Source organism: Methanosphaerula subterraneus, from assembly GCF_052055875.1.
GTDB classification, from domain to species: Archaea; Halobacteriota; Methanomicrobia; order Methanomicrobiales; family Methanospirillaceae; genus Methanosphaerula; species Methanosphaerula subterraneus.
This window is the reverse complement of the sequence record NZ_CP170508.1, coordinates 1,359,518-1,373,180: the sequence shown is the minus strand read 5'-3', so window position 1 is coordinate 1,373,180 and position 13,663 is coordinate 1,359,518. Positions and strand designations below refer to the sequence as shown.

The 13,663-nt window shown below is 58.8% G+C and carries 17 protein-coding genes; 3 read left to right on the top strand and 14 right to left on the bottom strand.

Going from position 1 to position 13,663, the window contains the following annotated elements; genetic code table 11:
* Positions 1-8 precede the first annotated feature (8 nt).
* The 5 genes from ACFKSJ_RS06400 to ACFKSJ_RS06380 are packed head-to-tail and all read right to left on the bottom strand — an operon-like array spanning position 9 to position 2,905.
* Complete coding sequence (locus tag ACFKSJ_RS06400) at positions 9-494, bottom strand: GTP-dependent dephospho-CoA kinase family protein (protein WP_440948983.1); 486 nt, start codon at positions 492-494, stop codon at positions 9-11.
* Positions 494-700: a transcription elongation factor subunit Spt4 gene (spt4, locus tag ACFKSJ_RS06395; protein WP_012617292.1), complete on the bottom strand. Its 207-nt coding sequence runs from the start codon at positions 698-700 to the stop codon at positions 494-496. The genes ACFKSJ_RS06400 and spt4 overlap by 1 nt, the downstream gene beginning before the upstream one ends.
* 3 nt (positions 701-703) lie before the next feature.
* Positions 704-1,285: a DNA-directed RNA polymerase gene (locus tag ACFKSJ_RS06390; protein WP_440948982.1), complete on the bottom strand. Its 582-nt coding sequence runs from the start codon at positions 1,283-1,285 to the stop codon at positions 704-706.
* 7 nt (positions 1,286-1,292) lie between these two features.
* Positions 1,293-1,673 carry a PIN domain-containing protein gene (locus ACFKSJ_RS06385; protein ID WP_440948981.1) on the bottom strand — a complete coding sequence of 127 codons (381 nt, stop codon included), beginning with the start codon at positions 1,671-1,673 and terminating at the stop codon, positions 1,293-1,295.
* Positions 1,670-2,905 carry a translation initiation factor IF-2 subunit gamma gene (locus tag ACFKSJ_RS06380; RefSeq protein ID WP_440948980.1) on the bottom strand — a complete coding sequence of 412 codons (1,236 nt, stop codon included), beginning with the start codon at positions 2,903-2,905 and terminating at the stop codon, positions 1,670-1,672. The genes ACFKSJ_RS06385 and ACFKSJ_RS06380 overlap by 4 nt, the downstream gene beginning before the upstream one ends.
* A 212-nt stretch (positions 2,906-3,117) precedes the next feature.
* On the opposite strand from ACFKSJ_RS06380, the gene nikR reads away from it, so the two are divergent.
* Positions 3,118-3,540: a nickel-responsive transcriptional regulator NikR gene (gene nikR / locus ACFKSJ_RS06375; RefSeq protein WP_440948979.1), complete on the top strand. Its 423-nt coding sequence runs from the start codon at positions 3,118-3,120 to the stop codon at positions 3,538-3,540.
* Positions 3,541-3,660: 120 nt separating this feature from the next.
* Here nikR and ACFKSJ_RS06370 read toward each other — a convergent pair whose 3' ends face one another.
* On the bottom strand, positions 3,661-3,948 hold the full coding sequence (locus tag ACFKSJ_RS06370; RefSeq protein ID WP_440948978.1) for a DUF2098 domain-containing protein: 288 nt from the start codon (positions 3,946-3,948) through the stop codon (positions 3,661-3,663).
* A gap of 53 nt (positions 3,949-4,001) precedes the next feature.
* Here ACFKSJ_RS06370 and ACFKSJ_RS06365 point away from each other — a divergent pair, with 53 nt between their 5' ends.
* Positions 4,002-5,165 (top strand): YcaO-like family protein, encoded by a 1,164-nt coding sequence (locus ACFKSJ_RS06365; protein ID WP_440948977.1) that lies wholly within the window; start codon positions 4,002-4,004, stop codon positions 5,163-5,165.
* A 4-nt stretch (positions 5,166-5,169) separates the two neighbouring features.
* On the opposite strand, the gene ACFKSJ_RS06360 is transcribed toward ACFKSJ_RS06365, so the two are convergent.
* The 3 genes from ACFKSJ_RS06360 to wecB form a co-directional block, all read right to left on the bottom strand.
* Entirely contained in the window at positions 5,170-6,147 is a 978-nt protein-coding gene (locus tag ACFKSJ_RS06360; RefSeq protein WP_440948976.1) for a histone deacetylase family protein, read from the bottom strand.
* A 125-nt stretch (positions 6,148-6,272) separates the two neighbouring features.
* A complete protein-coding gene (locus ACFKSJ_RS06355) occupies positions 6,273-7,457 on the bottom strand; it encodes a glycosyltransferase family 4 protein (RefSeq protein ID WP_440948975.1) in 1,185 nt (394 codons plus the stop codon).
* A gap of 21 nt (positions 7,458-7,478) precedes the next feature.
* Positions 7,479-8,555: a non-hydrolyzing UDP-N-acetylglucosamine 2-epimerase gene (gene wecB, locus ACFKSJ_RS06350; RefSeq protein WP_440948974.1), complete on the bottom strand. Its 1,077-nt coding sequence runs from the start codon at positions 8,553-8,555 to the stop codon at positions 7,479-7,481.
* Between the two features lie 167 nt (positions 8,556-8,722).
* Between wecB and ACFKSJ_RS06345 the strand changes: the two genes are divergently transcribed.
* Positions 8,723-9,859, top strand: coding sequence for a glycosyltransferase (locus ACFKSJ_RS06345; RefSeq protein ID WP_440948973.1), 1,137 nt, complete (start codon positions 8,723-8,725; stop codon positions 9,857-9,859).
* A gap of 21 nt (positions 9,860-9,880) precedes the next feature.
* Here ACFKSJ_RS06345 and ACFKSJ_RS06340 read toward each other — a convergent pair whose 3' ends face one another.
* From ACFKSJ_RS06340 to ACFKSJ_RS06320, 5 genes are all read right to left on the bottom strand, one after another.
* Complete coding sequence (locus ACFKSJ_RS06340; RefSeq protein ID WP_440948972.1) at positions 9,881-10,261, bottom strand: desulfoferrodoxin; 381 nt, start codon at positions 10,259-10,261, stop codon at positions 9,881-9,883.
* Positions 10,262-10,266: 5 nt separating this feature from the next.
* Positions 10,267-11,463 (bottom strand): FprA family A-type flavoprotein, encoded by a 1,197-nt coding sequence (locus ACFKSJ_RS06335; protein WP_440948971.1) that lies wholly within the window; start codon positions 11,461-11,463, stop codon positions 10,267-10,269.
* 7 nt (positions 11,464-11,470) lie between these two features.
* A complete protein-coding gene (locus ACFKSJ_RS06330; RefSeq protein WP_440948970.1) occupies positions 11,471-11,629 on the bottom strand; it encodes a rubredoxin in 159 nt (52 codons plus the stop codon).
* A 183-nt stretch (positions 11,630-11,812) separates the two neighbouring features.
* Positions 11,813-12,397 (bottom strand): hypothetical protein, encoded by a 585-nt coding sequence (locus ACFKSJ_RS06325; protein WP_440948969.1) that lies wholly within the window; start codon positions 12,395-12,397, stop codon positions 11,813-11,815.
* A 3-nt stretch (positions 12,398-12,400) separates the two neighbouring features.
* Positions 12,401-13,609, bottom strand: coding sequence for an AAA family ATPase (locus tag ACFKSJ_RS06320; protein ID WP_440948968.1), 1,209 nt, complete (start codon positions 13,607-13,609; stop codon positions 12,401-12,403).
* Positions 13,610-13,663: the final 54 nt, after the last annotated feature.

Sequence of the window (13,663 nt, the reverse complement as noted above, 5' to 3'; positions counted from 1 at the left end):
CTCTGGGATCAGACCTGCTCGAAGAGGGCCAGCATCTCGCGGGCCCGTTCTTTTGCCTGCTGATCGACGGTGCAGAGCACCGCCCCTTCCCCGGGCTGGCCGTACAGGAGTGTGCCGCCATCCGGTACTGCCAGAATCACCGGAAGCACCGCGAGGTCTTCTTCACCATCCACCACGATCAGGGCCGGCGGGTCATCTGCTGCGTCTTTGATGGCGCCGATCAGGTCGTCGGTGATCGTCCCGGCCGGGTTCTTCACCAGGATCTGCCTGGCCTGGTGGAGCAGGGCCGGCGGGCATGGAAGGCGGCGGGTATACCCGTCGATGATCGCGATCGTGGGGAGGATTCCTGCAGCCAGGATGTTTGCCGTGACCACGTCCCCAACAGTATAGATTGCTCTTCCCGTGAGCAGGGGCAGCGCTGTGCTGAGCTCGCGATAGAGCGTTCCGAACGGGTTCCGAAAGAGTGCCCGGTGCTCGTCCGGCAACCTGAGCATCAGCGGACCTTCAGTGCATACCTGCCGGGAAGGTTGATATTGACCTTCTTGGCCACTTCGGAGTTGATCGGATCGATCACAACCAGGTACCCTGACCAGTCTGTGGAGAGGTTCGAGGTGCTGCAGATCACACAGGTCTCGCCGTCGACGACCCGGTGACATTCTCTGCAGACCTTGGGGAGCTGCTTCTTTGTGCTCACTGCCATGACCTATACTCCTCCTTTCTCCTTGTTCTCTTCCTTCTCGCGCTTCAGTTCCTCTTCGAGCCAGAGTTCGGTCCCCAGCCCGGCCTGCCGCATCGTCAGTCCGATCTTGCTGTCCCGGGGTTCACGTTCGTTCAGACTCAGCGTCACGACACGCGCCCTGATCCGGTCGCCGACACCGATGAATCTTCCCGAATCCTTGCAGATCAGGCGGGCATTCTTCTCATCATAGTTGATGAACTCGTCTGAAATCTGGCTCACATGGAGCATGGCATCGATCGGGCCGAGACTGACGAAGGCACCAAAGGTCGTGGTCTCGACGACCACTCCTTCGAGCACCTCCTGCAGGGAGAGGCGGAGCCCGAGCGCCTCGAACTTCACATCATAATAGACGGCTCCGTCGCCCGGGACCATCTCACCCTCGCCGACCTCGGTAACCTTCGTGACTGCGATGAAGATCCCGATCTCCTTGTCGATGGATCCTTCAAGCTGCTCCTGCAGCACATCGAGGATCACCTTGATCAGATCCTCACCCAGTCGGTGGGGAGGGACCCGCACCTTGTCTTCGAGCAACAGTTTGTAATACATGCTTCTTCTATCCCCTGATAAATTCCATAGTTCTCTGTTTTCTCATCCCAATAACAGGGATGCCCTCGATCAGCAGCAGCCTGCGCATCCGTCGGTCGTTGGTGACTACAGGGCACTGGTGTTCGTATGCATACGCGATGATCCGGTCATCCACCTGCGGAGCCGTACTGGTGCCGGTGACAATGGTGCACTGTTCTGCCATCGCCAGCCCGCATCGGGCCGCAGCCCCGTTCTTTCCCCTGCAGAGGGAGAGCCCGCGCAGTTCGGTGACGACATCCTCGAGCACCAGTGGCTCGTGCGTCCCAATCAGACGTGTCAGCTCGCCGAAGAGGTCGACCCGGAACTGGGCCGGCATCATCAGTGCGTTGGCATCGATCAGGACCTTCACTCGAGCAGAATCCCCATCCCGATCAGCCGCCATCGTGCACCGACCTGGCGGCTGATAGCGATCCGTTCTCCGGCCGCGACGCAGACCGGTCTCTTCAGGGTCACCTCGACCGTCTCCTTCTTGGTGGTGGTGACGACCCCGACCGTCACTGCCGTCCCCACTGAGAGCATCAGCGGTTCGTTGAACTTCAGCGGTTCGATCTTCAGTTCGCTGGTGGCGCCGACCACGCGCTCCATCAGCATCACCTTGAACCTCAGTTTGTCCCGGATCGGAGGCAGCGATCCGGCGAGACCTGCCACCTGGCCGGCAAGCGTATCGCTCTTGGTAAGGGCAGGGTCGAGTTTCGTCGCGATCCCGAGCAGTCCGCCGGGGGTCGCTTCAACGACCTTCTTCGAGCCGGTGTTGATCGAGACGATCTTGGTCTCGATGGGTTCCCAGCGCACCCTGTTCTCGACCTGGACCTGCCGGCCCGGTCGGATCTCGATGTCATCGCCCTCCTTGAAGATACCTGCAATCAGCGATCCACCGATTACACCGCCTTTCACGTCCTTCCAGGATCCTCCGGGCTTGTTGATATCGAACGAACGTGCGATCAGCATCAGCGGCGTGGCTGTCGGATCGCGTTTGGGGACTGGAATCGTCTGATCGAGCGCCTCGACGAGTGCCCCCATATTGATATTCTTCTGTGCAGAGATCGGGACGATCGGTGCCCCTTCGGCGATCGTGCCCTTGATAAAGTCCTTGATCTGCTGGTAGTGCTGCAGCGCGTCCTTCTGCGTCACCACATCGATCTTGTTCTGGACGATGACGATCTTCTTGATTCCGACCAGTTCCAGCGCCATCAGGTGCTCCTTGGTCTGGGGCTGTGGGCAGTTCTCATTGGCAGAGATGACCAGCATGGCCCCGTCCATCAGGGCTGATCCAGAGAGCATCGTGGCCATCAGTGTCTCGTGGCCAGGTGCGTCCACGAATGATACTGCACGGAACGGGACGGCTGTTCCGCCACAGTTCGGGCAGGTCGGGGACGTGGTGTAGGCGTCGGAACCTTTGCAGCTGTTGCACTTATAGAATGTCGCGTCTGCATAACCGAGACGAATTGAGATTCCTCGTTTCATCTCTTCACTGTGCCGGTCGGTCCAGGTACCGGTCAGCGCATTGACAAGGGTGGTCTTGCCGTGGTCGACGTGTCCCACGACCCCTATGTTGACACTGGGTATTGTTTCATCAGGCAAAAACTTCGAACCTCCTTATTCTATGTATAATGCTGATACTTATACATGCACGGTGCGGTAGGGTCAGTCCCTTCCAATTGCCGGCACTGATAGTCGGTCTGGGGCCGGCAGGATTTTCAGTAACACAAATCATGTTACTTTTTAAAAATTATTAATACGATGGCCCCCAACCAGATAAATGCGCAGACAGATGTCTGATCAGGTAGTGCCATATGCCGATGGAGACTGAACTTTCACGGATAGGAATATCGCTTCCTAAGAACCTGCTCGACAGGTTCGATGAGATCATCACAATCAGGGGGTACTCTTCGCGGTCAGAAGGGATCCGGGATGCGATCAGGAATTATATCACATACTATCGGTGGATGTCGGATGTGAAGGGTGAACGACAGGGCGTGATCACGATGATCTATGATCATGATCAGCGGGGGCTCCTCCCGATGTTGACCGATATCCAGCATGATTTCATGGGGATCATCCAGGCCTCGCTCCACTCTCATGTCTCCCATAATCGGTGTCTTGAGGTGATTCTGGTCCATGGGGACGGAACACAACTCAAAGACCTTGCAGAACGGCTGATGTCCCAGAAAGGGGTCGAGTCGGTGAAGTTGACCACGATCCCGATTGACGAGTGAACGGGGATCGGCGGATCAGTATCCTCTTTTTTTAATATCCAAAAAACCGACGGGCATCGTGCCCGTACCTGGTGAGGCGAATCCTACGTCCCCTGTCCTGACGCCCCACCATGCGTAGTTCTATCCACCACCTTCGCAGCTGTTGTCGGTCTCGATCTGCGAGCCGTCCAGACGGGTCAGGGCCTCCCGTTCCTTCTCGAGGATGGTCCTGATATCCTGCTTCTCCTCCTCACCGGTCTGCGCCTTCGCCTCGGCAGCGATCAGCTGATCGACCCGGTAGAGGAGGTGGGTGGTCTCCACCTCGGCGTACAGGTCCCCCCTGATCGTGGTGAGCGAGACGACTGCACCGGTGGTGCCCGTCCGCGGGTATCGCACCTGCATCCCGACGGCGATCTGATCCTGATCCATAGAGGAGCATCGCCACGAGAACATATAAAATTTGAGCATGCAGACTACTGATGATGAATCAAATCCTGCACCAGCGAAAAGAGTTCTATGCCGGGACCCACCGGGCAGTCCCGCCGGAGGAGACCGATCGGCGGGTGCAGCCGCTGATGGAAGGGATCGGGCTCGAATCGGTCAGAGAGATCACCGATATCGACAGGCTTGGAATCCCCTGTATGGCTGCAGAGCGGGCCGGCGCCCGGGACGTCGTGATGCTGATCCATGCCGGCCAGGACCTGCTGCAGGCGACTGTCGCGCTGAAGATGGAGGCACTTGAACGCTACTCTGCCGAGTACCGGGGTGAACCACTTCAATTCGGGAGTCTCGAACAGATCGGTATCGCCCGGGCCGTCGACCCTGAGGAACTGATCCTTCCACGGACCGTCGAGATGTGCGAGCCGCTCCACTGGTCCAAAGGCTGGGACCTGCTCGGCCAGGAGGAGGTGGCTGTCCCCTCCAATGCGGTGATCCACCCCTATGACACCCGCGGGATGACGACCGCGCTCTATCCAAGCGACCCCTGGGGGCTTGCAGCGGGTAATGTGTCGGAAGAGGCGATCGTTGAAGGTATCTGCGAGGTGATCGAGCTGGACGCGCTGAGTGTTGCCGAGCGGACCCGCTCGATGGGGCGGCGGCTGCAGGTCGATGACGACCCTGCTGCGGCAGCGTTGCTGGAGCGGTTTGAGAAGGCGGGGGTCGCCGTCACCCTCTGGTTGCTCGACGGGAGGACCGGAGTGCCGACGGTCGCGGCAGCGGCCGACGATCAGCAGACCCGGGATCCCACATTGCTGGTGATGGGGGCGGCGACTCACCCTTCCCCCTCGATCGCGGCCCAGCACGCCCTGACCGAGGCTGCACAGGGGCGGGCGGTCAGGCTCTATTATCGCGACAATGAACCTGAACGAGACGCGCTTATTCGGAGGGCAGGGTACGACCGGATGAAGCGGATCAATCACGAATGGTTCGCCCCGGCAGAAACGATCTCCATCGCTGATGTTCCCGACCTCTCTACCGAATACTTTGATGACGATATCAAGGCGCTCTGCAGTGCCGTCGAGGGGCATGCCGATCGGATCTGTGTCTGCGACCTGCAGAAGACCGATATCCCTGTGGTGCGGGTGGTGATCCCCGGGTTTGAGGTCACCCACCAGCATCCCGATCGGGTCCGGCGCTCCCGGTGACCGGTCAGATCAGTCTCTTCAGCATTGACACGATCGCTCTGGTCGACCTGAGCGGTGCACTTTCGACCTCATCGTCCTGCTGCTTCCCCTGCAGAGCGCTGAGTATGCTGGTGATCGCCAGCTGATGGGACGGGCCGTACCCCCCCTCCAGCACCAGGGCGAGGGGGGTCTCCACCGTCTTCGCGAGCATCCCGGCCATTGCCCCAAAGTCGGGAGGGCGAAGGAGCATTCCGCTCTTGGGGTCATCGCCGAGGGGGTCCTGTCCTGCTGATACGATCACAAGGTCAGGTCGGAACCGTTCGATCGCGGCACCAAAGATCTCTTCAAAGACCAGCCGGTAATCGGCGATGGTCGCGCCCGGCTGGATGGGGGCGTTCAGGGTGAACCCCTTGCCGGCGCCGGTGCCGATCTCATCGATCCAGCCGGTGCCGGGGAACGTGTTCTGCTGGTGAATCGAACAGTAGAGGACCTGGTCGGAACTGTAGAAGATCTTCTGAGTGCCGTTGCCGTGGTGCAGGTCCCAGTCCACGATCGCGACCCGCATCCCTCTTCTCTGCAGATAGGTCGCTGCGATCGCAGCATTGTTGAAGAGACAGAATCCCATCGCCCGATCGGGTTCTGCATGGTGCCCGGGCGGCCTGACTAGGGCGAAACAGTGCTCCCCGTCCAGCGCCCGTAGAACAGCTTCGATGGCCGATCCTGCTGCATATGAGGCGACGGTGAACGATTCTGCAGTCAGGTAGGTGGACGGGTCGAGGTAGTGGACGCCGCCCTCGCTGCAGAGCGACCTGATCATCCTGACATAGTGGGGATCGTGGACGGTCAGCAGGTCATCCACTGTGGCCATCACCGGATCGTGCGTCACCACGCCCCGGGGGATGGCTGCCTCCAGGTCACGAAGCCGTGTGCTGCACTCGTCATGGAGGCAGAGGTCATGGGCCGAGAAGATCGGTCCCCGGATCACAGAGCAGCGTCTGGTCATTCTCTCTCCTATGATCGATCTCCCTCCCTATCTTTTTTTACCTCGCCGGATGGTGGGGAAGGCACCGGTCTCATAGATTGTGAGTATGCTGAAGTGACATTGTGGGAAGCCTTGAAAGAGAGGGCTCAGATCGAATCGATGATCGCTTTCATCGATTTGATATGTTCTCTCCAGGAGTAGGTGGTTTCACAGCGTCGGCGGGATGCCTCAGCGCATCTCCGGTGGAGCTCGTCATCATCCAGGAGGGTCGAGATATTCCCGGCGAGGTCCTGGCTGGAGTTGAGGGAGACCAGTCCCGTAATTCTGTCCAAAATGATCTCCTCAGTGGCCACAATTGTTCTGGGATAATCGCTCTTCAGCCCGATGCAGGGTACACCTGATGCCATAGCCTCCAGATAGACCAGGCCAAACCCTTCATACGTGGAGGGGAGCACAAATACATCTGCAATGGTGTAGAACGGCTCGGTATCTGTTCTGAGTCCGGTGAACCTGACCTGATCCGAATATCCTGTCTTTGATGCGAGATCTTCAAGATCCGTTCGTTCAACACCATCTCCGACGATGACCAGGTAGCAGTCGGGCCGGTTCATATGATTGAACGCTTCAATGAGCATCCGCACATTCTTCTCAGGACTCAACCTGCAGACGGTGAGGATGACCCTGGACTCCTCCGGTATCCCGAGTTCAGTGAGCAGGTTCCTGTCTGGTTCCCGGGGGAAGAACCTCTCGAGGTCGATGCCTGGCGGAACAACGTTGAATCTATCCCTGTCGACACCGTAATAATCGATGATCTCCGTCATCCTTGCGGTGCTGATGGTGACCACCCGATCAACCTCTCCTATGGCCTTCTTCTCGATCTGGTAGTTCTGGGGGTTGAAGAGTCTGAACCCCATCTGTTCGATGCGGTTCAGACCGCCGGCGAGAAAGTCCAGGACCTTCGGATACACCGCCGCCTGTACGTAGACGACGGGGATCTCCTTGTAGACCTTTGAAGAGGCGTGCGCATAATAGGGATGTCCCGCCCAAATCGCATCATAATCCCCCTTATTGTGGTGCATATATCGTGTGAGGGCGTGTGTAAAGGCAAGCGGCTTGACTGTATACAGGGGGCCCGGGAATGCCCAGGCTGGATGTCGGATAATTGGGATCTGCTCGTACTCATCCCGGGCCGGCAGTTCAGGGGCATGTTGTGAACAGAGGATGGTGGGCTGATCCCCAAGCGCGATGAATGTCCTTGCAGCGTTGTACAGATGTGTCTCGATTCCCCCGATCCGTGGGTAGAAGAACTCATTCTGTAACTGAATCTTCATGAGAGTGTCCCCCAGTCTCCTTTATTGCTGTTCGGCCGTACAGACCCGCAGGATCCGTTCCCCTGCTTTGCCATCCCCGAACGGGTTGATCCAGTCCCTGTCGCGCCCGAGCATCTCGGTGGCTGCCTGCTGGATCCTCGCAGGATCGGTGCCGGCCAGCAGATTGGCCCCGACAGCGATCGTCTCCGGCCGCTCGGTGTTCTCCCGCAGGGTCACGCAGGGGACCTTTAAGATGCAGGTCTCCTCCTGCACGCCCCCTGAGTCGGTCAGCACCAGTGCTGCCTCTGCCTCGAGCTGCAGGAACGCTAAGAACCCCTGCGGCGGGACCAGTTCGACCCCCTCTGGATCGAGGTTGAACTGTGTGATCATCTTCGCGGTCCTGGGATGGACCGGCACGATCACCGGGAGCCCGGTATCGGTATGGACCCTGGCCAGCCCTTTCAGCACGCCGGTCAGCCGTTCGCGGGTGTCCACGTTCTCTGCGCGGTGAACCGTCGCCAGCAGGTACTCTCTCTTCTTCAGTCCCATCGCCTGCAGGGTGGAGCACTTCTCCTCAGCGATCCTCCGGTTCTGGTACAGCGCGTCCACGATTGTGTTGCCGGTGACCGTGATCTTCTCGTCAGCGATCCCCTCTGCGAGTAGATTGCTCCGGGATGTCTCGGTCGGGGCAAAGAGGTGATCGGCGATATGATCGGCGACCACCCGGTTGATCTCCTCGGGCATCCTCCGATCGAAGGACCTGAGGCCGGCCTCGACGTGGCCGACCCTGATCTGGAGTTTCTTTGCGGCCAGCGCCCCGGCGAGGACGGTGTTGGTGTCCCCCTGCACCAGCACCTCGCTGCTGCCCTGCTCTAAGAGGACCCGCTCGACCCCGGCCATGATCGCTCCGGTCTGGACCGCATGGGTGCCGGAACCGACGTCCAGGTTGAAGGCCGGTGCAGGCAGGTTCAGCTCGGCGAAGAAGACCTGGTCCATCTCAAACGAGTAGTGCTGGCCGGTGTGAATCACACAGTAGTCGATCGCTGCCGCTTCAGCGGCCCGGATCACAGGGGAGAACTTGATGATCTCAGGCCTGGTGCCAAGAACAAGGGTGATCATGATGGTTCCAGATACCAGAATGGTTCGTCCTCTTCGCAGATATAACCCCGGTGTTTCACCAGGGGATGGTCCGAAACCATTTACCGACCACACTTCCATCTCTGTATACAGATACCGACAGATTGGTCATGGCGCTCATATCAGATTCGCCGTGATCAGGAGTTGTTATGAAGATACTCGTCATCCCGACAACCGACTGGCTACGGCACCCTGTCCCGAACAGGCTCAACTTCATCTTTGATATCCTTGCAGAAGAGCATTCGATCTTTGTGCTGAACTTTCACCTCAAACAGTTCGACGGTTTCCCCGCCCGGACCACCCGGTGCACCCTTGTGGACGGAGACGCCTTCTCACCCGCCGGTCTCTCCTCCCATTACCTGCTCAACGGCCCGGCTCACCTGATGAAGATCCGGGAGATTGTGAAGCGGGAGAAGATCGATGTGATCCTCTCGAGCAACATCTTTCCCTCGCTGGTTGCGAACTTTGCCGGGGTTCCGGTGGTCTTTGACTACCTGGACCACCTGGAGGAGTCTGCTGCGATCTACTACCCGGACTCCTTCTTCGGAACGGTCGTCCGGACCGGCGTGGCCGTCCTCAGTCATTTCAATCTGAGGCAGGCGCGGGCCGTGATCACGGTCACCGAGGTCTTCAAGCAGTACCTGCAGACCCTCGGGGTGAAGGACGTCACCGTGATCCCAAACGGTGTCGACACCACCCTGCTCCATCCGGTCCCCAAAGAGGTGGCCAAGCAGAACCTCGGCTTTTCAGGTCCAGTGATTGGGTACCTCGGTTCGCTGGAGTACTGGATCGATCTCGAGACCGTGGTGAAGGCGCTACCGTCGCTCCCTGAAGTGACGTTGATGGTCGTCGGCCCGGGCCTCTTCACCGACTACGGGGAGACGATCCAGCACCTCGCAGCAGATCTCGGGGTCTCTGAGCGGGTACAGTTCATGGGGGCCGTCCCGTACGCCGAACTGAGCGGGTACCTCTCTGCGATGGACATCGGCCTCAACCCCAGGAAGCCGATGAAGATGAACGAGTACACCGTCGGCGGCAAGGTCTTCAACTATCTCTCCTGTGGGATACCGGTCCTCTCAAGCCGGACCGAGGCGCTCGAACAGTTGCTGCCGACCGAGATCTCCTACTACGACGATCAGCCGGGTTTCATCATGGCGGTGCAGTCCCTGCTCGAAGACCCTGGTGATGCCCAGCAGCACCGTGCCGTGGCCGAGCGGTTCGACTGGCATACGCTCGCAGCGGCATACGCGGACGTTCTCAGGCGGGTTGCGGAGAAGAATAAGTAAAAAAGTGGAGGGTGTCGTTGCTCAGGGCTTGTTGGTCCAGAGCCCGTGCACGTTGCAGTATTCACGCGCCTTGACGTTGACGTCGGGGATGCAGAACTCTGCCTCCGGCTTCTCCCCGGCCTTTAACGCCTTGATGTAGATCTTGTTCTGGTACCTGACCTCGATCCACTCGATGTGGTGCTCGGGGAGCATCGGGTGCTCCGTGGCGCCGACCTTCACCAGGATCCCGTTCGCTGTCTTCTCGATCACAGGCACGTGCTTTTCGTTCCCCTGATCGGTCGTCTTCTCCGGTTCAAGGATCATCGGCTGACCGCAGCAGACAAGATCGCCTGCACCACTCCGAACAACCTTTACGATGTTGCCGCACTTCTCACACCGGTAGACCTGAAGCATCTCTGTCATTTCAATCACACTCCTGACTTGACTCCTATACTCTCCTTATGCTTCTTAACAATTTCGTCGGCGAGCCTGATCAGATCTTTCTGGGTCTCTTCGGTCGGATATCCTTTCACCGTCACCGGCTCGATCACCTCGACCTTCAGATGGTTCAGCATCCCGACCAGCGTGTCGACGGTCTTTCCACCCCACCCGTACGAGGTGATCACCGAGACGAACCTGGTCTTGGGCTTGAGGATGTTGGCCAGGTAGGCTGCGTACACCACCTTGGGATGCGGACCGAAGAGGACCGTCGGGGTCGCGATCACGATCGTGGCGGCGTCGACCAGTGCCATCGCCAGGTCCCCGGTATCGGTCAGGTTGAGCTGGAACTGTTTGACCCCGACGCCCCGTTCGGTCAGGGCCCTGACCAGATAGTCCACCATCGCCTTTGTCGATCCGTGCATCGAGATGTACGGGATCACGACGGTGTTCTTCACCTCGTCAGAGGTCCAGTCAGCATAGGCCTCCAGCACCGTCTCCGGCCTGCCATGGATGGGGCCGTGGCTCGGACAGATGATCGCGATCTGGTAGGACTTCAACCGTTCCAGGTATCCCTTGATGCTGTTCCGGAACGGCATCATGATCTCTGCGTAATACCGCTTTGCAGCCGTGTACCACTCGCTGGTATCGCTCATGAACAGGTCGCTGGTCGCCAGATGTGCTCCAAAGAGGTCGCATGAGAAGAGGATTTTATCCTCCTTCAGGTACGTCAGCATCGTGTCGGGCCAGTGGACCCAGGGGGTGATCAAGAATTCGAGCGTTTTGTCGCCGAGCGAGAGGGTCTCCCCGTCCTTGATGACGATGATCTTCTCATCAGCAATCCCGAGGAAGTTCTTGAGCAGGTCCTTGCAGGTCGCATTGGTCACCACCCTGGCATCAGAATAGAGTTCAAGGATCAGGGGGAGCAGCCCGGAATGATCCTGCTCGGCATGGTTGACCACCACATAGTCGATCTGCCCGACCCCGCCCTTCATCAGGTTGGTGATGAACGGCAATTCCATCTCCGGGTCGGACGTGTCGATCAGGGCGGTCTTCTCACTTCCCTGGACGAGGAACGCGTTGTAACTGGTACCATGGGGAAGGGGGACCAGCTCGTCGAAGATCCGGCGATCCCAGTCGACGGTTCCGACAGCGTGGACCCCGGGTACGATCTCATAAGCAGACATGATGATCTCAAACCTTCCGGAACATTGCCTTGCCTGCACCGCAGACCGGGCATGTCCAGTCATCAGGGAGGTCCTCAAAGGCTACGCCCGGTTGGATGTTCTGTTTCTCTTCTCCGACTGCTGGGTCATAGGTGTGACCACAGATTCCACATGTGTACTTATCCATCGTAACGCTCCGTTCATGTTCTGATTAGAGGCAGGAAGGTATGATCCTCTCCAGCCAGTTTCTTCGTTGTCGCCGCTGCACAGGGGGATTCCCGGATTGGGCCCCGGCAGATCCCTACGAATCTCTGAAACTGAAAAGTGTAATGTGAATGACGGTGATAAGCGTTTGCATCCGATCGGATCGTCAGTTCTCCCGTATCTGTGAGGTCGTTGCCTGAAGAGACTGCAACTTGTTATTATCCGGAACCTCACTGATCTGGTATGCCCGGGCGAAGAACCCAAAGGAGCGGTTCTGTACCATGGCACTGCTGAGTGAAAAACTCTCCAGCAGTGCGGCCATGAACTCGATCCTGAAGGTGAACTTACCGGGGATCAGGGCGTTGAACGCTTCCTTGGTCAGGTTATCGGTGGAGTGAAAGGGGGCCAGATCGAAGGTCCGCTGCTGATCATCATCGATACCGGCCAGGTACCACCCCTCGATCTCTTTGATCACGATGATCACCTTCCCCGGGTCAAGGTCCGGGAACCTCTCGAGGATCACCCGTTTTTTTGCCTTCACCGAGGGTTCTGCATCGATGTCGGTGGCAAGGATATAGTCATGGCCGAGTTTCTCAAGACTCCGGAGAAACCGGGAGACCATTCCTCGCCTGAGCGAGGCGAACGCGATCAGTTCCACCGAAGTATACCTGGGTTCGAGGAGGGGTTTGACGATCCGGTCGAAGAACCTGACATCATCCGCTCCTTCGACAAGGATGAAGAGTCGTCTCATAGTTCAGAGTCCAAGCAGGTTCTGCTGGTACAGATCGCCAGGGTCCATCCCCTCCTCGATGAAGGTTCTGACCTCCCTACTCTCCGCCGGCCTCGTGATCTCCGAGAACCCGGCCCGGTCCCTTCTCACCAGCAGCAGGTCGTCGAGGTGGACATGCCTGACGATCTCAGGGCTGTGCGTGACCACGACCAGCTGCGCCCTGCTGGACGCGTCGTAGAACATGTTGACGAGCGTCGCCAGCAGGTTCGGGTGCACCGGGGTTCCCGGGTCCTCGAAGACCATCAGCGGGTGGTTGGTGAAGTAGAGGGCCGCGATCAGCGCCAGCAGGGTGATCGTGCCGTCTGAGAGGGACGAAGCCGGGATGTCCACCCCTGCGGCGTAGGACTCCCGCAGCTGCACCTGCAGGGTCTGGTCCGGTGACCGGCTGACGGTCATCTCTTTGATGAAGGGGAGCAGGTCCTGCACCAGGGTCATAAACCGCTTCCCTGTCTCCGGCACGGCCAGGATCTGATCCAGCATCCGGGCCAGATTTCCCTCATTCTCATCCTGATCGGGGGTCAGGCAATGTACGGTCCCCTGTTTCAAGCGGCGGGGGTCGGGATGGTAGATGGCGAACTCTGAAAAGAATGCTGCAATGTCGGGCATCGGGTACACGCTGCTCTCAAGGAGGAGGTGACCGGCGTCCAGGTGTCGGCTTCTGTACTCCGGGGGGATCACCTCTTCTTCGGTCACTCCTGCATCAGCCGGCAGGTCGATGCTGTACTCGATCCTGTCCTGCTGGTGGCGGATCGTCACTGTACCCCTGGCACCCGGCTCTCTCCCTCCGGGCACCGGGAACCTGAGGACCAGGCGGTCGTCGGTGATGGTGAATTCATCTCCAGAACAGAGCAGGGAGAGGGAATAGGTTCCGGCAAGGCTTCCCCCTGTGGTGAGTGGGAGGAGAGTGCCGGTTGCAGGGAGCGTGAATCCGACTTCGATTGTCAGCGGTTCGCCGTTGCTCTCCTGGATATTCTGCAGCAGCCGGGGCCCGCCCTGCAGTGCGACGGCGGCGGCCAGCCCCCGGGCAGCAATGTCCCGCAGCAACCGGATCGCCAGGATCAGGTTGGATTTGCCTGCCGCACTCTGCCCGATCACCACCGAGACCTGGCGCAGGTCAACGGTGGCCTCGCGAAAACTCTTGAAATTTTTGAGAGAGAGATGATCCACCAGCATAATGATAGGATCTGAACCGGAATTGATAAAAGTTCTGTCCGATCCGGGTACCCC